Raw genomic sequence first — 21,029 nt, forward strand, 5'->3', positions numbered from 1 at the left:
GCACTCCGTTGTTATTGTTGTACTGCGGTGACGAGACGAAGCCGATCTGACCTAGCGCTGCCCGTTACGGCGGCGCAGGGTGTCCAGGGTGACGGCCAGGGCGATGACGATGCCGATGATCACCTGCTGCACGAAGGGCGAGACCCCCAGCAGATTCAGGCCGTTACGCAGCACGCCGATGATCAGCACCCCCACCAGGGTGCCACCGACGCTGCCGACGCCGCCGCTGAGGCTGGCGCCGCCGATCACCACCGCGGCGATGGCATCCAGCTCCATGGACAGGCCGGCGCTGGGCTGGGACGAATCCAGCCGCGCCGCCATGGCCACCGCGGCCAGACCCGCCAGGGCGCCGCTCAGGGCATAGATCCAGATGGTGATGGTGCGCACCTTGATGCCCGACAACCGCGCCACCTCGGCGCTGCCGCCCATGGCATAGAGGTTGCGGCCACCGGCGCGAAAGCGCAGGAACACCCAGGCCACCAGCAGCATCAGCAAAAACAGCCCGACGGTGACCGAGAGGAAGCCGAAGTGCCGCACCGTGGCCAGGCTGGTGAACCAGTCGGGAAAGCCGACGATCTGGCGACCGTCGGTGAGGATGTTGGCCAGGCCGCGGGCCACCGACATCATGGTCAGGGTGGCGATGAAGGCGGGCAGGCGGGCGCGGGCGATGAGCAGGCCCGAGACCAGGCCGCAGACCAGGCCGCCGAGGATGGCGGCGGGAATCGCCAGGCCCAGCGGCCAGCCGATGTCCTGATAGAGCCAGCCTAGCAGCATCATGGAAAAGGCCAGTACCGAGCCCACCGACAGGTCGATGCCGCCGATGACGATGACCAGGGTCATGCCGATGGCCAGGATGCCGAGCACGGTCACCTGGTCGAGGATGTTGAGGGCGTTGCGCACGGAGAAGAAATACTCCGAGGCAAAGGAGAACACGGCGATCAGCAGCGCCAGGCCGATCAGCGGACCGCCGACGTTGCGCGGCAGGCGCAGGGCCAGGCGGGCGAGGGGCTTGGCGGGTGGCGAGGCGGTCGGGGCTTTGGCGTCCACGCACTTCTCCTGAGGTTATTGTTCTTGTGTTCGGCTCGCCTGAATATTTATGCGTGCCTGATTTTTAATTCAGACTCCGCCTGTTCCGGATGGAAGTCAAGCGCCTTTTCATCGCCGCATGCCGAACGCGATGGCCTCGGCAATCCCGCATCCTGCCGCGCATTCTATCCGCTCACCCGGTCGCCGACGGCCCTTCATGGCTATTGACGGCCTTCCGGATTGAGGTCTAAATGATAAATATATTTTCAGTGACGAATAAATATTCATAAGACGCCCACTGAAACCTCGGCAGGCGTCTGCTCCACTGCAGCTTCGGATACCCGAGGGGGTCGCCTGATGAATCCGTTCCAGTACGACGTCGCGCAGATTCGCGAAAAGGCCCGGCTGATCCGCCGGCGCGTCATCCAGCTCAATGCCGGCTCGCCTGCCGGCGGCCACACCGGGGCGGATCTGTCGGAGACCGACATCCTCGCCACCCTCTACTTCCGCCTGCTCGACGTCGCCCCGGAACGCCTCGCCGATCCCCGGCGCGACATCTACATCCAGAGCAAGGGCCACGGCGTCGGCGGCCTCTACTGCTGCCTGGCCGAAGCCGGCTACTTTCCGCCGGAATGGCTCGACACCTACCAGCACTTCGACTCCCACCTGCCGGGCCATCCGGTACGGCAGAAGACCCCCGGCATCGAACTCAACACCGGCGCCCTCGGCCACGGCCTGCCCGTGGCCACCGGGATCGCCCTGGCCGCGCAACGCGATGGCAGTCCGCGCCGCGTCTATGTGCTGACCGGTGACGGCGAACTGGGCGAGGGCTCCAACTGGGAGTCGGCGCTGACCGCCGCCAAGTACCGGCTGGACAACCTCACGGTGATCGTCGACCACAACCGCCTGCAACTGGCCGGCCCCACCGCCGAGATCCTGCCGCTGGAGCCCCTGGCCGAGAAGTGGCGCGCCTTCGGCTTCCATGTGGTCGAGTGCGACGGCAACGACGTGGCCCAGCTGGTGGAGACCCTGGAAGCCCTGCGTGAACACCGCGGCCAGCCCCAGGTGCTGATCGCCAATACCGTCAAAGGCAAGGGGGTTTCCTTCATCGAAGGTAAACCCGAATGGCACCACCGGGTGCCCAAGGGCGACGAGATCGCCGCTGCACTGGAGGAGCTCGACCATGGCCACTGATACCCAGACCCCGGGCGAAGCCCATCTCGCCAGCGTCATGGTCGAGGCCTTCATCGCCGCGGTGGACGCCGGCGTCGACCTGGTGCCGGTGGTGAGCGATTCCACCTCCACGGCCAAGATCGGCCCCTTCGTCAAACGCTTCCCGGAGCGCCTGGTCAACGTCGGCATAGCCGAACAGACCCTGGTCGGGGTGGCCGCCGGCCTGGGCCTGGCCGGCAAGGTGGCGGTGACCTGCAACGCCGCGCCCTTCCTGATCTCCCGCGCCAACGAACAGGTCAAGGTGGACGTCTGCTACAACAGGTCCAACGTCAAGATGTTCGGCCTCAACGCCGGGGCCAGCTACGGTCCCCTGGCCAGCACCCACCACAGCCTCGACGACATCGCCGTGATGCGCGGCTTCGGCCACGTGGAAATCTATGCCCCGGCCGATGGCGCCGAGTGCCGGCAGATCGTCGAACACGCCCTGGCCCATGACGGTCCGGTCTATATCCGCCTGGACGGCAAGGCGCTGCCCGATCTGCACGGGCCCGACTATCGCTTCGTCCCCGGTCAGGTCGACGTGCTGCGCCAGGGGCACGACGTCAGCCTGGTGGCCCTGGGTTCGGTGGTCCACGAGGCGGTGGACGCCGCACGCTTGTTGGCCGAGCAGGGCATCAGCGCCCAGGTGATCAACCTGTCGTCGATCCGGCCGCTGCAGCGCGAGGTCTTGCTCGAAGCCCTCTGCGCCGCCCGCGGTGGGGTGGTCACGGTGGAAGAGCACAACGCCAATGGCGGGGTGGGCAGCCTGGTCGCCGAGGTGATGGCCGAGTCCGCGCTGGGCGTGCCGCTGATCCGCCTGGGCATCGCCGACGGCGAGTATGCTGCCGCCGGTGGTCGTGGGCCGACCCGCGCCAAGCACGGCATCGATGCTGCCGGCATCGTCGCCGCGGTGCAGCGCCTGCGCTGAGCTCTGGCGTAGTGAACCGATAAGAACAAGGAGCCGCCATGGCCGACGAACCGCTGATCCTCGCCCTCGACGAGGGCACCACCAATGCCAAGGCGATCCTGGTGGATCGCGCCGGTCGGGTCGTGGCCCGCGGTTCCCGGCCGCTCACCGTCCAGCATCCCCAGGCGGGCTATGCCGAGCAGGATCCCCTGGCCATCTGGCAGGCCCTGCAGGGCGCCATCGGCGACTGCCTGGCACAGACGGACGCCCCCCTGGCGGCCATCGCCATCAGCAACCAGCGCGAATCCGCCCTGGCCTGGGAGCGCGGCAGCGGCCAGTTGCTCGGCCCCCTGGTGAGCTGGCAGTGCAAGAGATCCCAGCCGCAGTGCGAAGCCTTGCACGCCGCCGGCCACGGCGAGCTGATCCGCGAGCGCAGCGGCCTGGCGCTGGATCCGATGTTTTCCGCCGGCAAATGGCGCTGGCTGCTCGACCAGATTCCCGACGGCACGGCCCGCGCCGCCGCTGGCGAGATCTGCCTGGGCACCGTGGACAGCTGGCTGCTCTGGCAACTCAGCGGTGGCACGAGCTTTCTCATCGACGCGGCCAACGCCGCCCGTACCCAGTTGCTCGATCTGCGCGGCGGTGACTGGGATCCGCAGCTGCTGAGTCTGTTCGGCATTCCCCGGGCGGCCCTGCCAGAGATCCGTCCCAGTGCCGGCTGTTTCGGCGAGACCCGCGCCCAGGGTCCGCTGCCGGCCGGCCTGCCGATCCTGGCGATGATCGGCGATTCCCATGCGGCGCTGTTCGGCCAGGGCGGTTTCGTCCCGGGTAAGGTCAAGGCCACCCTGGGCACCGGTTCCTCACTGATGACGCCCATTGCTGAACCCGTGGTCTCCGCCCATGGCCTGGCCACCACCCTGGCCTGGCGCCTGGGAGATACGCCGACCTTTGCCCTGGAAGGCAACATCGTCCACACCGGCGCCGCCGTGGGCTGGACGGCGCGCCTGCTGGGCGGCGCCGGAGAGCTGGAGGCCCTGGCCGCCGAAGCCGCGGCGCTGCCGGACAACGGCGGCGTCTACTTCGTCCCGGCGCTGGGCGGCCTGGGTGCGCCGCACTGGCGGGCCGAGGCGCGTGGGCTGTTCTGCGGTCTCAGCGAGAATTGCGGACGGGCGCACCTGATGCGTGCGGCGCTGGAGGCCATCGCCTACCAGATTCGCGATGTCTTCGACGCCATGCAGCAAGACAGCCCGACGGCCCTGGACGAACTCTGGGTGGACGGCGGCGCCACGCGCAACGAATGGCTGCTGCAATTCCAGGCCGATCTCCTGCAGCGCCCGGTGATCTGCAGCCTGTCGCCGGAGGTCTCGGCCCTGGGCGCCGCCCACCTGGCCGGCCACGCCCTGGGCTGGTGGCAGGACGCCGCGGCCCTGGCCGATCTCGAACGGCCACGTCGCCGCTACGAACCCCGCGCCAACGCCGTGCCCGAACTCTATGCCGGCTGGCGCCAGGCGCTGGCGCGGACGCTGCGGTAGGATTCCGGTGTTCCGCTGATCGCGGCCATGGGCCGCTCCTACAGGATGTCCGGCTCCTGTAGGAGCGGTCGCTACGGCGCACCGGCATGGCCGCGATTTGGCGGGATCAGCCCCGTAGCCTTTTCCAATGGGACACCGTGGCGAAGGGCGCCCTCACCCCAACCCTCTCCCCGAGGGAGAGGGGGCTGTCCGAGCAGGCGGTTGACTGCATTCATCCCGGCAGGAGCGGGGTCGACTAGCGCGGTGCTGCCCGTAAGAGCAGCCCGGGATGACTCAGGTCGGCAAGGTCATGAAGATCTGGGTGCCCTGGCCGGGGCGGGAGACGACGCCGATGCGGCCGCCGTGCTGGCGGATGATTTCCTTGCACAGGGCCAGGCCCAGGCCGGCGCCGCCCTTCTGGCTGCCGATCTGCACGAAGGGTTCGAACACCCGGCCCTGCTGGGCATAGGCGATGCCCTCGCCATTGTCCTGCACCGCCATCAGCAGCTGCTCGTTCTGGCGCATGGCCTGGATGACGATACGGCCGCCGGCCGGGGTATGGCGCAGGGCATTGCTCAGCAGGTTGTCGAACACCCGGGCCAGCTGCTTGGGATCCAGGCTGACCCGTGGCAGCGGCGTGTGCAGCAACTCGACGGCCAGCTCGACATCGCGCTCGCGGGCTTCGTCGACATGGCGGGCGCGGGCTTCTTCCAGCAGGTCGCCGATCTCGCTCGGCAGCTTTTCCGGACGCTGCAGACCGCTCTGGTGGCGCGAATAGTCCAGCAGGTCGTTGATCAGCTGCACCAGGCGATGGGTTTCCTCGTCCACCGTCTGCAGCAGAAAGGCCTCGCGGGATTCCGGTGCCACCTTGAGGCGTTCGCGCAACAGCCCGAAGGCCATGTGCATCCCGGTGACCGGGGTGCGCAATTCGTGGGAGGCGCGCAGGACGAATTCGTTGCGCACCCGATCGAAGGCGCGCTGCTCGGTGACATCGCGCAGCACCATCAGCGCACCCACGCTGCGGCCGTCGGCGTGGTTGACCGGGGTCAGACTCCAGGCCAGCAGCCGCACCTCATCATCGACGCGGATCTCCAGGTCTTCAGGCGCCGCGTCCAGGGCGCCGCCGGCCAGCACCCGTTGCACGCTGGTCTCGATTTCCGGGCGTTCCAGGGCGGCGATCAGGGATTCGCCCAGGTGATTCTCGTTCCAGCCCAGCTGGCGGCAGGCCACCGGATTGGCGTGCTCGATGTTGCCCTGGGGATCCAGGATCACCAGGCCGTAGTCGATGCTGTCGAGCACCGCCTGCAAGCGCCGCTGGCCGGCCACCAGGGCCTCGACATTGGTCTGGCTGAGGCGATGCAGGGCCTGGGCCATGTTGCCGAAGCGGCGGCTGAGCAGGGTGAATTCGGCGATCTGCGAGGTGGGCAGCTGGACGTCGAAATTGCCCTGGCTGATGCGTTCGGCGGCCTTGGCCAGGCCGTCGATGGGCCCGGTGAAGCGCCGGGCGATGCCGTTGGCGGTGACCACCCCGGTGACCAGGATGGCCACGCCGATCAGCGCCAGCAGCAGGGCGATGATCACCGCTCGGTCATGGGCCTCGTCCTGCATGCGCTCCAGGGTCACCACATAGCTGCGCTGCAGATCGTAGATGCGCGTGCGCAGCGCGTTGAGGGTTTGCTGGAAGCCGCGATCGGCGCGCAACTCGCCATAGCCCGCCGGGGGTGAGCTCAGGTAGTCGGAAAAGCGCTGGTAGCGCTGCTTGACGTCTTCCAGGATGGCCAGCTGCTCGGGATTGCGCATCTGGCCTTCGACCTGTTGCAGGTACTCCTGGAAACGCTGCTGGGCCGCGGCCAGCGACTGGGGGTTGGGTGCCCCGTCGAGCATCTGGAACAGGCTGTTGCTCAACTCCTGGCGCATGTTCAGCGTCAGGTTGATGAAGTCCAGGTTGCTGCGGGTCTGGACGCTCTGCTCGCGGGCCAGGTGCAGGACGCTGACCAGGCCCACCAGCAGCCCGATGAGGGCCACGGCGATCAGGGCGGAGATGCTGAGAAAGAGGCGGGTGTGCAACTTGATCGGCAGCTTCATAGCCCGTACTGCTTGCGTTTTCGATAGAGCGTGGAGGCGTCGATGCCCAGCGTCTTGGCGGCCTGGTCGAGGGTCTCGCTGGTGGCCATCACCGCGGCGATGTGGGCGCGCTCCAGGGCTTCCAGACTCAGCGCCTCGCCGACCCGCGGTGCGCTGGCGGCGCCGCTGCTGGCCGGGCTGTCACCCAGGCCCAGGTGGTTGACATCCACCAGGTCCTGGCCGCAGATGATGCTCGCCCGCTCGATGACGTTGCGCAGCTCGCGGACGTTGCCCGGCCAGCCATAGTTGCGCAGGGCCTCCAGGGCCGCCTCGCTGAAGCCGTGGGCGGGTCTGTTGTAGTCCTTGACGAAGCGGGCGAGAAAGCGCTCGGCCAGATCGACGATGTCTTCCTTGCGCTCGCGCAGCGGCGGCAGGTTGAGCACGATGACGTTGAGGCGATAGAGCAGGTCTTCGCGGAATTCGTTTTCCGCCACCATCTGTTCCAGGTTGCGGTTGGTGGCGGCGAGGATGCGCACGTCAGCGCGACGGGTCACCGGATCGCCGACGCGCTCGTATTCCTTGTCCTGGATGAAGCGCAAGAGCTTGGGCTGCAGGGCCAGGGGGAAGTCGCCGATCTCGTCGAGGAAGAGGGTGCCGCCGTCGGCCTGGCTGACCCGGCCGAGGGTGCTCTCGCTGGCCCCGGTGAAGGCGCCGCGGGTATGGCCGAACATCTCGCTTTCCATCAGATCGGCCGACAGCGACGGGCAGTTGATGGTGACGAAGGTCTTCTTGGCGCGGCGACTCCAGGCGTGGATGGCGCGGGCCAGTTCGCCCTTGCCGGAACCGGACTCGCCGAGGATCAGCACGTTGGCATCGGTGGTGGCGACCTGTCGGGCGGTCTCCAGGATGCTCATCATCGCCGGGCTGCGCGAATCGAGACCGGCGCTGGACTTGCGTACTTCGCCCTCGAGGGCCTCCAGGCGCGCCGAGAGCTGGCGGAATTCTAGCTGCTTGGCCGCCGCCATGCGCAGCTGATCGGGACTGCAGGGCTTCACCAGGTAGTCGGCGGCGCCGGCCTGCATGGCGTCCACCGCGGTGTCGATGGCCGAGTGGGCGGTGACAATCACCACCCGCATCCAGGGCGCCTGGATGCGCATCTGCTGCAGCACGTCCAGACCGTTGTCCGCGCCCAGGCGCAGGTCGAGAAAGCAGAGGTCGTAGACCTGGCGCAGCAGCAGGGCCTCGGCCTGGGCCGCGCTGTTGGCCGTGGCCACGCTGTAGCCGGCGTCTTCCAGGCAGAAACGAAAGGTCCGCAGGATGGCGGCTTCGTCATCCACAAGAAGGATACGACCGCTGGTTTGTTCCATGACGGGAGAACTCCAGGCCGCAGGGGCCGAAACGCGCTAAAGGACAGAGCTGGCAGTTAGTCCATCATACATCGTGCAAGTTGCAATCCGCAGGACCATCGGGCAATCCGGGCAGGCCGTCACGGGCATCGTGCAGATCGCAACCCGCCGGGGAGAAAGTGGCAAAAAGCAGATTTTTTGGTGGGCAATGGAAGGTTTCGGGCTCCCTTTCCCCGTTGCGCGGTCGAGCGGACTGGCCCGGTGCCTCCAGATCAGCCACTGGCCATCATGCAAAACGCAATGGTTCAGGCGTTGCACCTTGCAAGGTGCAAGTGCAGGCGCCTCTGCCAAAAAGTATAAGTTGTTGTTTTTAAAGGAAAAAATAGTTTTCGAAAAGCTGGCACGCAGTCTGCAATCTCCTTGGCAAGCCGGCCCCAGGGCCAACGGATTGCAGGAGATACCCGATGATCAGCCAGACCCTTCGCAAGCACTTGGTAGGTACTGCGCTCTTCGCTTGCTTCGCCAGCGCCGCCGTCGCCGCCCCCCAGGGCCAGGACGTCAGCCGCGAACAGGCACTCATCGCATCCACCCGCACTGCTGCCCAGGCCATGGTGCCTGCAGCCAAGCCGCTGGCAAGTCAAGGCCGTGGGGAACTCAAAGCCATCCCGGCACAGTCCAACGGTGACCGTCTGGTGAAGCAGACCCGCTGGGTATTCTGAGGTCATGACCATGATGTGGATGCTGCTGATGATCGTGCTGTTCGTTGCAGCGGTGGTCGTACTCGGGATGTTGCTCAGTGCTTTGATGATGGGTCGTGCGCTCAATCAGACGCACAACCTCAACGGTCTGGATCTCGATCTGACCGATGTGGAACCACGGATGGCGAGTCTGGATACCCAGGATTTCGCTAATAAAACCACTGCTCGCTGGACAGGTGCTGTCGTCCGCTGAGTGCACTTGCAATACATAGGAGAAACACCATGCTGAGCTGGGCTATCACTTTCCTGATCATCGCGATCATCGCAGGCGTCCTGGGTTTCGGTGGCATCGCCGGTACCGCCACCAGTATCGCCAAGATCCTGTTCGTGCTGTTCCTGGTGCTGTTCGTGGTGTCGTTCTTCATGGGTCGCCGTCGTCCCTGACGGCTGGTCTGTGAGCAACACAAGCAGCCGGTCGTGATGACCGGCTGCTGAGGCTCTGTCATCGGATTGCAGCTTTAAGCCGATTCAATGGACAACCTCTAAGTCGTCTCCTGATCCGAGACGCAAGGGCCACATGGTCGGGACGCTCTGCAGTAGGGGAGGGTTCCAAGAGTACAGGGAGTACTTTCGCACTCGCGGCGGACTGGGCTGGTTACGACCACACCCCTGAATTCGACCGGTTTCGTCTCTAGCGAAACCTGCCGACGTCAGGGGTGTTGTCGTTTGGGAGAGGCAAAAGTCGGACGTTCGGCAGGACTCAACCCTGCCAGAAGGCGTCCCACCAGGAACGTTCGCCGCGAGCGTCTTCCAGGACCACGGTACAGGTGGTGCCGGCCGCCAGCAGCGGGCCCTCAGGCAGCGGGTCCAGGGCGATGCGCACCGGCACCCGCTGGGCCAGGCGTACCCAGTTGAAGGTGGGATTCACATCGGCGGTGAGTTCACGACTCTGGGGGTTGTCCCGGTCATAGATGCCGCGGGCGATGCTTTCCACGTGGCCCTGCAGCGTCTGGCCGCTCATCAGGCGCATCTCCGCCGCCGCACCCACCCGCACATGGGGCAGCTTGGTCTCTTCGAAATAGCCATAGACCCAGAACGAATGGGCGTCGATGACGGCCAGCTTGGGCGCGCCCGCGGCGGCATAGTCGCCCTTGAACACCGAGAGGTTGGTGACGTAGCCGTCCACGGGGGCCAGCACCCGGGTGCGCTTGAGGTTCAGGCGCGCCGATTCCAGCTGGGCCTGGGCCTGGCGCAGATCGGCCTCGGCGGCCAGGGCCGCGCTGCTGGCGTCTTCACGATTCTCGCGAGAGACCACCAGGCTGTCGATGTCGGCGCGGCGGCGGGCGTTCTGCTGACGCATGGCCAGGGTGGCCTTGCGCGCGGCGACCGAAGCCTCGGCCTGATGCACGGCGATCTCGTAGTGTTCCGGATCGATCTGCAGCAGCAGGTCGCCCTTGTTGACCCACTGGTTGTCGCGCACGGCGATCTCGGTCACCAGGCCCGCCACGTCGGGCGCAATGGTGATGACCTCCGCGCGCACCCGGCCGTCGCGGGTCCAGGGATCGTTCATGTAGTGCACCCAGAGCAGCCGACCGAGGATCAGCGCCAGGCAGACCACCAGCAGGGTAAAGAGCACGCCGAAGAGTTTCTTGAGGATCATGGCAGGAGTCCTAGCGATAGACGCACAGCGCCAGGGCGCAGTAGAGGCAGATGAACAGGGCCAGGCGCAGCAGCGCCGGATGCCAGACGACGTGATAGAGACCGACCGCGGCGAGCACCCGGTCCAGCGCCCAGGCGAGCAGGGCGGCGACCAGGAACAGCACCGTCACGGTGGGCAGGTAGAGGCCGTGGAAGGCGATTTCACGTGGCATGGGGGATCTCGAGATAGCGGGCCAGCGGCCCCTGGGGATCGAGCAGGGCGCTGCGGATGAAGTGCAGGTCGCTTTGCACCTGGCGCAGCGGCGACTCGTCATAGGGCAGTTCCGGCGGTTCGGTCACGACCGTCACGGCGGCCAGGGCCGCATCCACCGCCGCCAGCGCCCGGCGCAGATTTTCCGCGCCGGGCTTGAGGAAGAGACGCACCAGGGCGCGTCCGAGCACCCGGATGGCCTGGCGCCAGGCGCTGCCCTCGGCATAGCGTGGCGCGTTCGGCAGGCGCGCCTGCAGCTGGCGCAACTCGATCACCGCATGGCCGATTTCCAGCACCGCGAAGGCCCAGCCGATCAGGCGCCGCTGCGCCTCGCCGCGCCCGGCGCTGACGCCATAGGCCTGGTTGAGCAGATCGCGGGTCTGGCCCTCGAAGGCCGGTGCCAGGTGCGGCAGCGGCGCGCTCACCGCCCGCACCAGCTGTTGGCGCAGGTCCCGTTCCAGCCGGCGCCACAGCCAGGGGCTGTTGGGCGGCAGCAGCACCGCAGAGACCGCCGCGGTGATCACCATCGACAGGACCACGGCGATGCCGTTGTTGATGAAGGCGTAGGCGTCGTAGACCGGCGGATTGTCGGGAATCGAGGTGAAGCAGAAGAACACCAGGCAACCCAGGCCATAGCCCATCCAGCCCGGGCGCAGGGAGATCCAGGTGCCGAGCATGAACACTGGCGCCAGGGTCAGCAGCAGCAGCGGCAGGCCGGTGATCCAGGGAAAGACGAAGAAGGTCAGGAAGAAGCCCAGCACCACGCCGCCACTGGCGCCGACGGCCATCTGCAGCGCGGTGCGCTTGGGATCCGGCGAGGCCGAGGCCAGCGCCGAGACGGCTGCGGCGTTGAGCGCCAGCATGCCGCCGCTGGGATAGGCACTGGCGATCCAGAAGGCGCCCAGCACCAGCACCAGAAAGGCGCTGCGGATACCCGTGACCGCCGCGCCCAGGGCATTGGCCTTGGCCACGAAGCGCGGCTTCCACTGCTCGCGACTGTGCCGCGGCGCGGCCAGGGAAGCGTGGGTCTGCAGATAGCCGTGCCATTCGCCGGTGAAGCGAAAGAGCAGCTCCACGGCGGTCTCGAAGTCGCGCCGGTCGGTTTCGCTCAAGGGCGGCAACTCGGCGCGCAGGGCACGAATGCGCGGCCGCAGCCCCTGGTGCAGCTGTTCCAGACGCGCCGCCGCCGTCAGGGCCGCACGGTCGGTGAGCGCCTGGCCGCGCCATTCCTCGAACAGTTCCAGCAGCGGCGCCCAGAGGCGTTCGAGGGCCGTCAGTGGCAGCTGGGCGTCGCGTTCGCGCAGGCGCATCAGCAGGCGGCTGAGGGCATGCAGGCGGGTGGTCAGGCCCATGAATTCGGCGTTCAGCCGGGCCAGGCGGCCGCTGCGCATGCGCATGTGCGGGTCTTCGAAGGCCGAGGCGCTGCGCAGGCTTTCCAGCCCCACGGCTTCGGCGGCCAGGCGCACGCCCGCGGCTTCCAGGGTGGGCCGGTCGAGCCGACCGCGCAGGACGTCGGCGGCCAGTCCGGCGAAGCCGCCCATGCGCCGATAGAGGGTCGCGCGCATGGCCGTGGCGCTGGTCTGCGGAAAGACCGCCGCACTCACCGCGCCGCTGCAGAGCACGCCCAGGGTGATGGCCAGCACCCGCATCACCGCCGACATGAAGGCTGTGTCGGCATTGAGCGCGGCAGGGATGCCGATCAGCGCGGCGGTATAGCCGGCCAGCATGCAGGCATAGCTGCGAAAGTCCCGGTAGCGCGCCGAGCCGGCCACGCAGAGGCCGATCCACAGCGCCAGAAAGATCAGGAAGGGCACCCGTTCCTGGGCGAACAGGGCGATCAGCACCAGCATCACCGCCAGTCCCAGCAGGGTCCCCATGACCCGGTAGAAGCTCTTGGCCAGGACCTGGCCGCTCTGCGGCTGCATGACGATGAACACGGTGATCACCGCCGAACTGGGGTGCGGCAATTGCAGGCGCATGGCCAGCCAGAGGGTCAGGCTGGCGGCGAGCAGCATCTTGGCCTGGTAGAGCCAGAGGCTGCCGTCGCTGCGCGCCCAGGCGCCGAGGGCCTGGCGCAGCGGCGCGCTGGCGGCGGTGCCGGCACTCACCGGGGCGCTCGCTCGACGGCCACGCGCGCTGGCACCAGGTCGTGGTCGCCCGGGCCGCGTTCGAGGTCCGCGCCGCCGCCGAGGGCGACCAGGGCAGCGGCCTGGGCGGCCAGGCGCAGGGCATGCACCTGGGCGGTGACCCGCTGCTGGGCGAACAACCGGGTCTGGGCATCGAGCACGTGCAGGTAGTCGGTCAGGCCACGGCGAAAGGCCTCGCGGGCGATGTCGTAGGTGCGCTGGGCTTCCTGGCTGGCCTGGTCGGCCAGGGTGGCCTGCCGGGCCGCCGAGTCGGCCTTGATCAGCGCATCGGAGATGTCCTTGAGGGCGTCCACCAGGGTCTGGTTGTAGGCACTGACCGCCATGTCGTAGGCCGCCGATTCCGCGCCGAGACGACTGCGCAGGGCGCCGCCGTCATAGATCGGCAGGGAGAACGCCGGGCCGATGAAGGAGCCGGTCTTGGCGTGGGTCAGCATCTCGCTGAGGCGGCCCAGGGTCAGGAACTGGCCGACGTTGGCCACCAGGTCGATGTTGGGATAGAAGCTGGCGCGGGCGACGTCCACGCCCTTGGCCGCGGCGGCGATCTGCCAGCGGCGCGCCACCACGTCAGGGCGCTTGCCGACCAGTTCCAGGGGCAGACTGCTGGGCAGGCGTGGCGCCGCGCCCAGGGTCAGGCGCGGCCGCTGCAGGCGGGCGCCGGCACCCGGGCCCTTGCCGGCCAGGGCGGCGAGCTGGTTGCGATCCAGCGCCAGGGTCTCGTCCAGGGCTTCCAGCTGGCGTTCGGTCTCGGGCAGCAGAGCGCGCGCCTGGCTGACCTCGAACTGGGTGCCGAGGCCACCGTCCAGCTGGCGCTGGGCCAGGTCGGCCAGTTGCCGCTGCTGCTCCAGGGTGGCGGCGAGGATGTCGCGCTGGTCGTGATGCAGGGCGAAGCCGATGTAGCTGCGGACGATGTTGCCGGTCAGCTCCAGTTCGGCGGCGCGCACCTCGGCGGCGGCCTGATGGGCCTGGTCCAGGGCCTGGGCGCTGGCGTCGCGCTCGCGGCCCCAGAAGTCCAGGGCATAGCTCAGGCCCAGTTCGGCATTGTTGTTCCAGGTGGTGCGATCGGCCAGCTCGCCCGGGCCATAGAAGCCGTCCGTGGGCCAGCTGTAGCGCTTGAAGGCGCCCTTGCCCTCGACCTGCAGGGCTTCGCGGGATTCGGCCAGGCCGGCCAGGGACTCGGCGCGGCGCACCCGGGCGGCGGCCGTGGCCAGGCGCGGGTTGTCGGCCAGGGCACTGCCGATCCAGGCATCCAGCTGGGGATCGCCATAGGCGCGCCACCACTGGCGCTCGGGCCAGGCGGCCTGGCCGGCGGCGGCCTGGATGGCGGCGTCGGTGGCCAGCGCCTGATCGTCGAGACGCTGCGCCTGGGGCGCGTTGTGACCGGTACCGATACAGCCGGCCAGCAGGGTCGCGAGGGCGACCACCGTGAGCGCAGGCCAGGCTCTGCTAGAGAAAGGCGACACGTGGGGGTCCGTTGGCAACAAGGCCATACCGGCGTCTGGCTGAGAGGGCGCAGCGCGGTAGGCGAGATGAGCTGGAACTGAAGAGGACGCCGGTAGGAGATGCCCGCGAACCGAGCGGTCAGCGGACGTTACCATTAGGCTGCTAACGATTCTATAAAATTCCAGGGTGGCCGATTAGCGCGCGAACCGGCGAATCTTTGTTTCACATACTGAAATAATATGGAGAATGACGCTTTTCCCGACTGTCGAGGCGGCATGGACACCCTGCACAACATGCGCGTTTTCGTCGCCGTGGTGGAGAGCGGCAGCTTCACTGGGGCGGCCCAGACGCTGCAGACCACCACGGCCCACGTCTCCCGGGCGGTGGCCCATCTGGAAACCCATCTGCGCACCCGCCTGCTGCACCGGACCACGAGACGCATCGCCCTGACCGAGGCCGGCCAGCGCTACCTGGCGCGCTGCGAGCAGATCCTTGCCTATGTCGAGGAAGCCGAAGCCGAGGCCGGGCACGCCCAGGCGCGCCCCGAGGGACGGCTGCGGGTGCACAGCATGACCGGCATCGGTCAGCACTACGTGATCCGCGCCATCGCCGGCTATCGCGCCCTGCACCCCGAGGTGCGCTTCGACCTGACCATGGCCAACCGCATTCCCGATCTGCTCGAAGAGGGTTTCGACCTGGCCATCGTGGTGGCGGCCGAGCTACCCGATTCCGGCTTCGTCTCCCAGCAGATCGGCCACACCTACAGCATCCTCTGCGCCTCGCCCGCCTACCTGGCGGAGCATGGTCAGCCACAGACGCCGGCGGAGCTGGCCGACCACGCCTGCCTGAGATTCATCAGTCCGGTGGTGTCCTTCGACCGCTGGCACTTCGAGGGCCCCAACGGCCCTGAGACCTATCGCATCGGCGAGACCCCCTTCCAGGTCAACGTCGGCGACGCCATGACCGAAGCCCTGCGCCAGGGCCTGGGCATCGGCGTGCTGCCGCTCTATTCGGCGGTGGACGGCCTGCGCGACGGCAGCCTAGTGCGGGTGCTGCCGGCCTATCGCCTGCAGCGGCTCAATGCCTATGCCCTCTATGCCTCGCGGCAGTACCTGGATGCCAAGATCCGCACCTGGGTGGCCTATCTGCGCGAACAGATCCCCGGGGCGCTGGAAGCGGACGAGGCGTTTGTGCGGGCCGTCAGCGAAGTCGTCGGCCAAGCGCATTGAGATCGACGGGCCCCTTGGACTAAGCTCGGAAGAGACCGGGCCGCGCGCCGGGCCATAGTTAGTAAGCTATTGAAATATCGCCCGGTATTGCGGTCCTGAGGGCGACAGGATGGGTGCTCGACGGCACACTCCGCCATCGTCGAGGTCCATGTCCCGAGTCGGTGCCCACGCCGACGGACCGCCGTGCAGGACGGCCGGATCACGCAGGCGGTCAGGGACCGCCGTCAGAGCGTGTTCAAGGTCTCGCGAGCTAGCGACAAACAAGGCGAAAAGGCCTGAGGAAGCGGAGTTTACAAAGGGTAAATGAGCATTCCGAAGGCATTTTCAACGACGTTTGGCCGACGCGCAGCAGACTTTGAACAGGCTCCAAGCGCCACGGGAGTCCAATGAGCGCCCCAGCAGGACCCACTCTGAGATTCGCCGACCAGCCGCTCAAGGGCATCGCCCTGATCTGCCTCGCGGTCTGGCTGTTCGCCTCCCACGATGCCCTCTCCAAGTACCTGTCCGGCTTCTATCCGGTAGTCATGGTGGTCTGGGCCCGCTACCTCTCCCACACCCTGCTGATGATGGGCATCTTCATCCCGCGCTCGGGACTGGCGGTGATCCGCACCAAGCGACCCGGCCTGCAGGTGCTCAGGGCGCTGTGCCTGATCGGTTGCAGCCTGTTCTTCACCACCGGGCTGCGCTATCTGCCGATGGCCGAGGCCACGGCGGTCAACTTTCTCGCCCCGCTGATGGTGACGGCGCTGTCGGTGCCGCTGCTCAAGGAAACCGTGACCCGCAGCCAGTGGGCGGCGGTGCTGGCCGGCTTCATCGGGGTGCTGATCATCGTGCGGCCGGGCGGCCAGCTGTTCACCCCGGCGGTGCTGCTACCGGTCTGCTCGGCGGTGTGCTTCGGTCTCTACCAGCTGCTGACCCGCCTGCTCAGCGGCATCGACAGCCCCACCACCAGCAACTTCCTTACCGGCATCATCAACACCCTGGTGCTGAGCAGCGTGGTGCCCTTCTTCTGGGAGATCCCGACCCTGACCCACGGCTTCATGCTGGCCCTGCTCGGCCTCTTCGGCATGTCCGGCCACCTGCTGCTGACCCAGGCCTTCCGCTATGCGCCACCGGCGCTGCTGGCGCCCTTCAGCTACGGCCAGATCGTCACCGCCGGCATCATCGGCTATTTCGTCTTCGGTCATGTGCCGGACAGCGGCGCGCTGATCGGCATCCTCATCATCTGCGCCAGCGGCCTGGCGGTGGCTTGGCAGCAGAGCCGCAAGGCGTCCAAGGCCAAGAAGGCCCGGGCGGTGCCGGCGACGCAACCCGAGGCGCTGCCGGAGGTGGTGGCCGATGCCGCCGCGGGCGCTCCGGCTCAGCGCAGTCCGTAATCGGCGATGATGCCGACGAGGATCGCCAGCCCCGCCCAGTGGTTGTGCAGGAAGGCCTTGAAGCACACCAGAGGATCACGGTCGCGGGTGACGTGGAATTCCCAGGCGAAGCAGCCGGCCGCCACCACCAGGCCCAGGTAGAAAGGCAAGCCCAGGCCGAAGCGGCCGCCGGCCAGCGCCAGGCAGAACAGGGTCAGGCCCTGCAGGGTGGCGATGATCACCCGGTCGGCGTCGCCGAACAGGATGGCGGTGGATTTCACCCCGATCTTGAGATCGTCTTCGCGGTCGGCCATGGCGTAGTAGGTGTCGTAGCCCACCGTCCAGATCACATTGGCGACGAACAGCAGCCAGGCCGCCGCCGGCAACTCGCCGGTCTCGGCGGTGAAGGCCATGGGCATGCCCCAGGAAAAGGCCGCGCCGAGCACCGCCTGGGGGTAGTAGGTGTATCTCTTCATGAAGGGATAGAGCGCCGCCACGCCCAGGGCGCCAAAGGACAGCCAGACGGTGGCGGCATTGGTGCAGAGCACCAGGCCGAAGCTGAGCATCACCAGCACGGCAAAGAACAGCAGGGCTTCCTTGGGCGAAATGCGCCCGGTGGCCAGGGGGCGGTTCTTGGTGCGGGCGACGTGGCCGTCGAAATTGCGGTCGGCGAAGTCGTTGATCACGCAGCCGGCCGATCTCATCAGCACCACGCCGAGCACGAAGATCAGCAGATTCTTCAGACTCGGCACGCCCTCGGCGGCGATCCACAGCGCCCAGAGGGTGGGCCAGAGCAGCAGATAGATGCCGATGGGACGGTCCAGCCGGGTCAGCTGGACGAAGTCGCGGATGCGCTCGCGGCGGGGGCGCGTGGCGATCACCCGGGCGCTGGGCTCGGGACCGCGGGGCGCGGCGGGACGGCGATCACGGGGACGGGAGGCGTTCTTTTTCATCGGACGGCTGCATGGCGAAGGGCCCGGCGATTATAGGGGCCCTGGGATTTCGCCGCTGCCGTCGTGATGAGTCGACCCGCCCTCGCGCCGCGCGTGCGGCCAGAAGGCCGGCAGGAAGACCTCGCCCACCAGGATCGCCAGGGGACCGCGCCGGAACACCGAGCGCCGGGCCCAGCAGGGCGTGGTGGCCGCTCCTGCGGGCAACCAGGCCAGCGGATAGCGACAGGCCTCCAGTGGTCCGCGGACAAAGGCCGGCGCCTGGAACAGCCAGTGGCCGAGGGGGCGCTCGCCCAGCGCCGCCAGGTCGAAATCCGCCGCTTCCAGGGCTTCGCGCGCCGCCACGCTGCGGGCGAAGACCCAGGCCTCGCCAGCACCGCGCAGCCAGACCTCGCGCACCCAGCCAGGGCTGGCTGGCGGCACCTCCAGCGCCTGGCACTCGTCCGGCCGCAGCGCTTGCCAGCCTTCGGCGATCACCTCGACGGCGAAGCGCCCGCCACTGAGGGCGGTCAGGCGTTCGGTGAGGGAGCCGCGGTCGGCATAGAGCCAGCCGCACGGCGCCTCGGAATGATCCGGCTCCGCGCCGGCCGCCGCCTGGGTCCGCCAGCGCGGGGCGCCGTCACAGGCCCCAGACATTGCCCAGGGTGCTCAGCAGGGAGGGCTGGGTACCTTGCTTGCCGAGATAGCCAAGGATCACCTGGGCGAACTGGCTGGTCATGCCGCTGTTCATGCCCAGGGCGTTGAAGGTCTTGTCGACGTCCTGACGGCTGTCGACATTGCCCAGCAGACTGCCCAGCGGACTCTGCTTGGCGTCCTGACCACCACCGCCGAGCAGACTGCCCAGGCCGCCCAGTTGCGCCAGGCCGCCGGTGGCATTGGCGCCGGCCAGCTGGTCCAGTCCCGGCACGGCCTTGGCCAGCTGGCGATAGTCGTTGCCCACCAGCTGATTCTTGGCCAGGCCGAGCAGGGCGCCGGTGCCGCCCACGGCCTGTTGCGGGGTGACGTTGAGCTGTCTGGTCAGCGCCTGCAGCAGGCCCTGGGCCTGGGGCGTGGCCGCCGCGGCGGCGGTGGCCTTGGCGTTGTTGTTGCCATTGGCGCTGTTGTAGGCGTTGACGGCGTCGTTGAGGTTGAAGGCGAACACCGGGCTGGCGGCGAGCACCAGCGGCAGGGCGAGAACGGACAGACGCATGGGCGGACTCCAGCGGGTTGCGTGAAAGGTCAGAGGATAACCCGGCGGCGATGACCACAGACTGAACGGCGTCCCTGCAGGGAGCGGACGCTGCGGTTATCATCGCCGTTTTGCCGGGAGAACCGCGATGCTCAACGGGTTGTGGCTGGGCTTCTTCATCGTTGCCGGGATCAGCGCCTTCGGCCAATGGCTGGTCGCCGGCAACGCCGGGGTCTTCGCCGCCATGGTGGAGAGTCTGTTCGCCATGGCCAAGCTGTCGGTGGAGGTCATGGTGCTCCTGTTCGGCACCCTGACCCTCTGGCTCGGCATCCTGCGCATCGCCGAAAAGGCCGGGCTGGTGGACGCCCTGGCGCGGCTGCTCGGGCCGCTGTTCGCCCGGCTGATGCCCGAGGTGCCGCGCGGCCATCCGGCGCTGGGGCTGATCACCCTCAACTTCGCCGCCAACGGCCTGGGTCTGGACAACGCCGCCACGCCCATCGGCCTCAAGGCCATGCGCGCCCTGCAGGAGCTCAATCCCAGCAGCACCACGGCGAGCAATGCGCAGATCCTCTTCCTGGTGCTCAATGCCTCTTCGCTGACGCTGTTGCCGGTGACGGTGTTCATGTACCGCGCCCAGCAGGGCGCCACCGATCCGACCCTGGTGTTCCTGCCGATCCTGCTGGCCCACACCTGCGCCAATCTGGTGGGGTTGTTCTCGGTGGCCTTCATGCAGCGGCTGAAGTTGTGGGATCCGGTGGTGCTGGCCTGGATCGGCGGCGGCGCCCTGGCCTTCGGCGCCTTCGTCGCCTTTCTCTTCACCCTGACCGCCACGGCGCTGGCCGGGTTGTCGTCGCTGCTCGGCAACCTGACGCTGTTCGGCATCATCCTGGCGTTCATGATCCTTGGCGCTCTGCGCAAGGTGCCGGTCTACGAAGCCTTCGTCGAAGGCGCCAAGGAAGGCTTCGACGTCGCCAAGTCGCTGTTGCCCTATCTGGTCGCCATGCTGTGCGCGGTGGGGGTGCTGCGGGCTTCCGGCGCCCTGGAGGCCGTTCTCGAAGGCATCCGCCATGCGGTGACCTTCCTTGGCTGGGACACCCGCTTCGTCGAGGCGCTGCCCACCGCCCTGGTCAAGCCCTTCTCCGGCAGCGCCGCCCGCGCGCTACTGATCGAGACCATGCAGACCCATGGCGTGGACAGCTTTCCGGCGCTGGTGGCGGCGACCATCCAGGGCAGTACCGAAACCACCTTCTATGTGCTGGCGGTGTACTTCGGCGCGGTGGGCATCCAGCGCGCCCGCCATGCGGTGGGTTGCGCCCTGCTGGCGGAATTCACCGGGGTCACGGCCTCGATCCTGATCTGCTACTGGTTCTTTGGCTGAGCCTTGGGCTCCAGCTCGACCATCCACTCGTCCTGCACCATGCGCCGCTGGCGGCGCGTGGTCAGCTGCTGGGTCTGCCAGTCCTCGGCGATCAGCGCGCAGTAGTGGCCGTCGTGCTGGCCCAGGCGGAAGCGCCGGCGCACCCCGATGGGGTCGTGATCCGAGCCGTAGAAGGCCACCGCGCGGATCTCCAGGCCCTCGAACACCCAGCCCTCGGGCGGCCGGTGGTCTTCCAGGGTCAGGCCGTTGTACTCGGCGGCGCGGCGAATCAGGCCCTGGAAGGTGCCAATGTGGGTGAAGTCGCCGGTGTTGAGCGGTCCCTGGTGGGTAGCCTGGCCCAGCACCAGATCGGGATCGACGTCATCCTGGCCGCTCTCGCGGATGTCGGTGACATCCGTGTAGAGCGTCTCGCGATTGGTCTTGAGGATCACCGTGAGCTGGTTGATGAACACCGGCTCGGCGCTCATGTTGGACAGCAGGCAGAGGGCGCCTACGCCCTTGCCGGCGCCGCGGTTGATGATCAGCCGCGGCTGACGCTGGCGCTTGTAGTTGTTGAGCAGGAGCTGCGCATAGAGCACCCAGACGCCCAGGGTGCAGCACTGGGCGAAGAGCGTGAGGACCTGGGAATTGTCTTTCAACCACTGGAACATGGGAGCACTTCGCTGAACGGAATGACCATCGGAAATACC

General features: G+C 67.7%; 20 protein-coding genes. 9 read left to right on the top strand and 11 right to left on the bottom strand.

Annotation, left to right across the window (positions count from 1 at the left end):
* Positions 1–51 precede the first annotated feature (51 nt).
* Positions 52–996: an ABC transporter permease gene (locus tag OXS31_RS00755; protein WP_186353941.1), complete on the bottom strand. Its 945-nt coding sequence runs from the start codon at positions 994–996 to the stop codon at positions 52–54.
* Positions 997–1,383: 387 nt separating this feature from the next.
* On the opposite strand from OXS31_RS00755, the gene OXS31_RS00760 reads away from it, so the two are divergent.
* From OXS31_RS00760 to OXS31_RS00770, 3 genes are read left to right on the top strand one after another with little or no spacing between them, the layout of a single operon-like run.
* Positions 1,384–2,220: a transketolase gene (locus tag OXS31_RS00760; RefSeq protein WP_027600546.1), complete on the top strand. Its 837-nt coding sequence runs from the start codon at positions 1,384–1,386 to the stop codon at positions 2,218–2,220.
* Positions 2,210–3,166, top strand: a complete 957-nt coding sequence (locus OXS31_RS00765) for a transketolase C-terminal domain-containing protein (protein WP_267397064.1) — start codon at positions 2,210–2,212, stop codon at positions 3,164–3,166. Before OXS31_RS00760 ends, OXS31_RS00765 begins: the two co-directional genes overlap by 11 nt.
* Before the next feature lie 38 nt (positions 3,167–3,204).
* Entirely contained in the window at positions 3,205–4,677 is a 1,473-nt protein-coding gene (locus tag OXS31_RS00770) for an FGGY-family carbohydrate kinase (RefSeq protein WP_267397066.1), read from the top strand.
* Between the two features lie 273 nt (positions 4,678–4,950).
* Here OXS31_RS00770 and OXS31_RS00775 read toward each other — a convergent pair whose 3' ends face one another.
* Positions 4,951–6,741 (bottom strand): ATP-binding protein, encoded by a 1,791-nt coding sequence (locus OXS31_RS00775; protein ID WP_144954641.1) that lies wholly within the window; start codon positions 6,739–6,741, stop codon positions 4,951–4,953.
* The gene (algB, locus tag OXS31_RS00780) at positions 6,738–8,087 is read right to left on the bottom strand and encodes a sigma-54-dependent response regulator transcription factor AlgB (protein ID WP_027597276.1); all 1,350 of its coding nucleotides are present in this window, start codon (positions 8,085–8,087) and stop codon (positions 6,738–6,740) included. The genes OXS31_RS00775 and algB overlap by 4 nt, the downstream gene beginning before the upstream one ends.
* 443 nt (positions 8,088–8,530) lie before the next feature.
* Between algB and OXS31_RS00785 the strand changes: the two genes are divergently transcribed.
* Genes OXS31_RS00785 through OXS31_RS00795 form a run of 3 tightly spaced genes read left to right on the top strand, consistent with a single transcriptional unit; the run spans position 8,531 to position 9,208 of the window.
* Positions 8,531–8,785: a hypothetical protein gene (locus OXS31_RS00785; RefSeq protein WP_144954638.1), complete on the top strand. Its 255-nt coding sequence runs from the start codon at positions 8,531–8,533 to the stop codon at positions 8,783–8,785.
* A 10-nt stretch (positions 8,786–8,795) separates the two neighbouring features.
* Entirely contained in the window at positions 8,796–9,017 is a 222-nt protein-coding gene (locus OXS31_RS00790; protein WP_186381122.1) for a hypothetical protein, read from the top strand.
* 29 nt (positions 9,018–9,046) lie between these two features.
* The gene (locus tag OXS31_RS00795; protein WP_007160206.1) at positions 9,047–9,208 is read left to right on the top strand and encodes a DUF1328 domain-containing protein; all 162 of its coding nucleotides are present in this window, start codon (positions 9,047–9,049) and stop codon (positions 9,206–9,208) included.
* Between the two features lie 316 nt (positions 9,209–9,524).
* On the opposite strand, the gene OXS31_RS00800 is transcribed toward OXS31_RS00795, so the two are convergent.
* Genes OXS31_RS00800 through OXS31_RS00815 form a run of 4 tightly spaced genes read right to left on the bottom strand, consistent with a single transcriptional unit; the run spans position 9,525 to position 14,280 of the window.
* Positions 9,525–10,424 (bottom strand): HlyD family secretion protein, encoded by a 900-nt coding sequence (locus OXS31_RS00800; protein ID WP_267397101.1) that lies wholly within the window; start codon positions 10,422–10,424, stop codon positions 9,525–9,527.
* Between the two features lie 10 nt (positions 10,425–10,434).
* Positions 10,435–10,635 (bottom strand): DUF1656 domain-containing protein, encoded by a 201-nt coding sequence (locus tag OXS31_RS00805; protein WP_007160208.1) that lies wholly within the window; start codon positions 10,633–10,635, stop codon positions 10,435–10,437.
* Complete coding sequence (locus OXS31_RS00810; protein ID WP_267397106.1) at positions 10,625–12,781, bottom strand: FUSC family protein; 2,157 nt, start codon at positions 12,779–12,781, stop codon at positions 10,625–10,627. The genes OXS31_RS00805 and OXS31_RS00810 overlap by 11 nt, the downstream gene beginning before the upstream one ends.
* Complete coding sequence (locus tag OXS31_RS00815; protein ID WP_244898745.1) at positions 12,778–14,280, bottom strand: efflux transporter outer membrane subunit; 1,503 nt, start codon at positions 14,278–14,280, stop codon at positions 12,778–12,780. The genes OXS31_RS00810 and OXS31_RS00815 overlap by 4 nt, the downstream gene beginning before the upstream one ends.
* Positions 14,281–14,535: 255 nt before the next feature.
* Between OXS31_RS00815 and OXS31_RS00820 the strand changes: the two genes are divergently transcribed.
* Both OXS31_RS00820 and OXS31_RS00825 read left to right on the top strand, forming a co-directional pair.
* Positions 14,536–15,489, top strand: a complete 954-nt coding sequence (locus OXS31_RS00820) for a LysR family transcriptional regulator (RefSeq protein WP_027597281.1) — start codon at positions 14,536–14,538, stop codon at positions 15,487–15,489.
* Positions 15,490–15,875: 386 nt separating this feature from the next.
* Complete coding sequence (locus tag OXS31_RS00825) at positions 15,876–16,865, top strand: DMT family transporter (protein ID WP_027597282.1); 990 nt, start codon at positions 15,876–15,878, stop codon at positions 16,863–16,865.
* On the opposite strand, the gene ubiA is transcribed toward OXS31_RS00825, so the two are convergent.
* From ubiA to OXS31_RS00840, 3 genes are read right to left on the bottom strand one after another with little or no spacing between them, the layout of a single operon-like run.
* Entirely contained in the window at positions 16,850–17,797 is a 948-nt protein-coding gene (ubiA, locus tag OXS31_RS00830; RefSeq protein ID WP_267397126.1) for a 4-hydroxybenzoate octaprenyltransferase, read from the bottom strand. The genes OXS31_RS00825 and ubiA overlap by 16 nt on opposite strands.
* 30 nt (positions 17,798–17,827) lie before the next feature.
* Positions 17,828–18,430, bottom strand: coding sequence for a chorismate lyase (locus tag OXS31_RS00835; protein ID WP_027597284.1), 603 nt, complete (start codon positions 18,428–18,430; stop codon positions 17,828–17,830).
* A complete protein-coding gene (locus OXS31_RS00840) occupies positions 18,414–18,983 on the bottom strand; it encodes a DUF2780 domain-containing protein (RefSeq protein WP_267397145.1) in 570 nt (189 codons plus the stop codon). The genes OXS31_RS00835 and OXS31_RS00840 overlap by 17 nt, the downstream gene beginning before the upstream one ends.
* A 127-nt stretch (positions 18,984–19,110) precedes the next feature.
* Here OXS31_RS00840 and OXS31_RS00845 point away from each other — a divergent pair, with 127 nt between their 5' ends.
* Positions 19,111–20,340 carry a spore maturation protein gene (locus tag OXS31_RS00845; protein ID WP_007160216.1) on the top strand — a complete coding sequence of 410 codons (1,230 nt, stop codon included), beginning with the start codon at positions 19,111–19,113 and terminating at the stop codon, positions 20,338–20,340.
* Here OXS31_RS00845 and OXS31_RS00850 read toward each other — a convergent pair.
* Positions 20,322–20,990: a hypothetical protein gene (locus OXS31_RS00850; RefSeq protein ID WP_007160217.1), complete on the bottom strand. Its 669-nt coding sequence runs from the start codon at positions 20,988–20,990 to the stop codon at positions 20,322–20,324. The two genes, OXS31_RS00845 and OXS31_RS00850, sit on opposite strands and share 19 nt — an antisense overlap.
* Positions 20,991–21,029: the final 39 nt, after the last annotated feature.

The sequence above is a fragment of the Pseudomonas sp. GM_Psu_1 genome (assembly GCF_026544185.1).
GTDB lineage: Bacteria > Pseudomonadota > Gammaproteobacteria > Pseudomonadales > Pseudomonadaceae > Chryseomonas > Chryseomonas oryzihabitans.

Coding starts and splice junctions, on each gene's coding strand:
- OXS31_RS00760 (WP_027600546.1), top strand. CDS start 1,384: ATGAATCCGTTCCAGTACGACGTCGCGCAGATTCGCGAAAAGGCCCGG.
- OXS31_RS00765 (WP_267397064.1), top strand. CDS start 2,210: ATGGCCACTGATACCCAGACCCCGGGCGAAGCCCATCTCGCCAGCGTC.
- OXS31_RS00770 (WP_267397066.1), top strand. CDS start 3,205: ATGGCCGACGAACCGCTGATCCTCGCCCTCGACGAGGGCACCACCAAT.
- OXS31_RS00775 (WP_144954641.1), bottom strand. CDS start 6,741: ATGAAGCTGCCGATCAAGTTGCACACCCGCCTCTTTCTCAGCATCTCC.
- algB (WP_027597276.1), bottom strand. CDS start 8,087: ATGGAACAAACCAGCGGTCGTATCCTTCTTGTGGATGACGAAGCCGCC.
- OXS31_RS00785 (WP_144954638.1), top strand. CDS start 8,531: ATGATCAGCCAGACCCTTCGCAAGCACTTGGTAGGTACTGCGCTCTTC.
- OXS31_RS00790 (WP_186381122.1), top strand. CDS start 8,796: ATGATGTGGATGCTGCTGATGATCGTGCTGTTCGTTGCAGCGGTGGTC.
- OXS31_RS00795 (WP_007160206.1), top strand. CDS start 9,047: ATGCTGAGCTGGGCTATCACTTTCCTGATCATCGCGATCATCGCAGGC.
- OXS31_RS00800 (WP_267397101.1), bottom strand. CDS start 10,424: ATGATCCTCAAGAAACTCTTCGGCGTGCTCTTTACCCTGCTGGTGGTC.
- OXS31_RS00805 (WP_007160208.1), bottom strand. CDS start 10,635: ATGCCACGTGAAATCGCCTTCCACGGCCTCTACCTGCCCACCGTGACG.
- OXS31_RS00820 (WP_027597281.1), top strand. CDS start 14,536: ATGGACACCCTGCACAACATGCGCGTTTTCGTCGCCGTGGTGGAGAGC.
- OXS31_RS00825 (WP_027597282.1), top strand. CDS start 15,876: ATGAGCGCCCCAGCAGGACCCACTCTGAGATTCGCCGACCAGCCGCTC.
- ubiA (WP_267397126.1), bottom strand. CDS start 17,797: ATGAAAAAGAACGCCTCCCGTCCCCGTGATCGCCGTCCCGCCGCGCCC.
- OXS31_RS00835 (WP_027597284.1), bottom strand. CDS start 18,430: ATGTCTGGGGCCTGTGACGGCGCCCCGCGCTGGCGGACCCAGGCGGCG.
- OXS31_RS00840 (WP_267397145.1), bottom strand. CDS start 18,983: ATGCGTCTGTCCGTTCTCGCCCTGCCGCTGGTGCTCGCCGCCAGCCCG.
- OXS31_RS00845 (WP_007160216.1), top strand. CDS start 19,111: ATGCTCAACGGGTTGTGGCTGGGCTTCTTCATCGTTGCCGGGATCAGC.
- OXS31_RS00850 (WP_007160217.1), bottom strand. CDS start 20,990: ATGTTCCAGTGGTTGAAAGACAATTCCCAGGTCCTCACGCTCTTCGCC.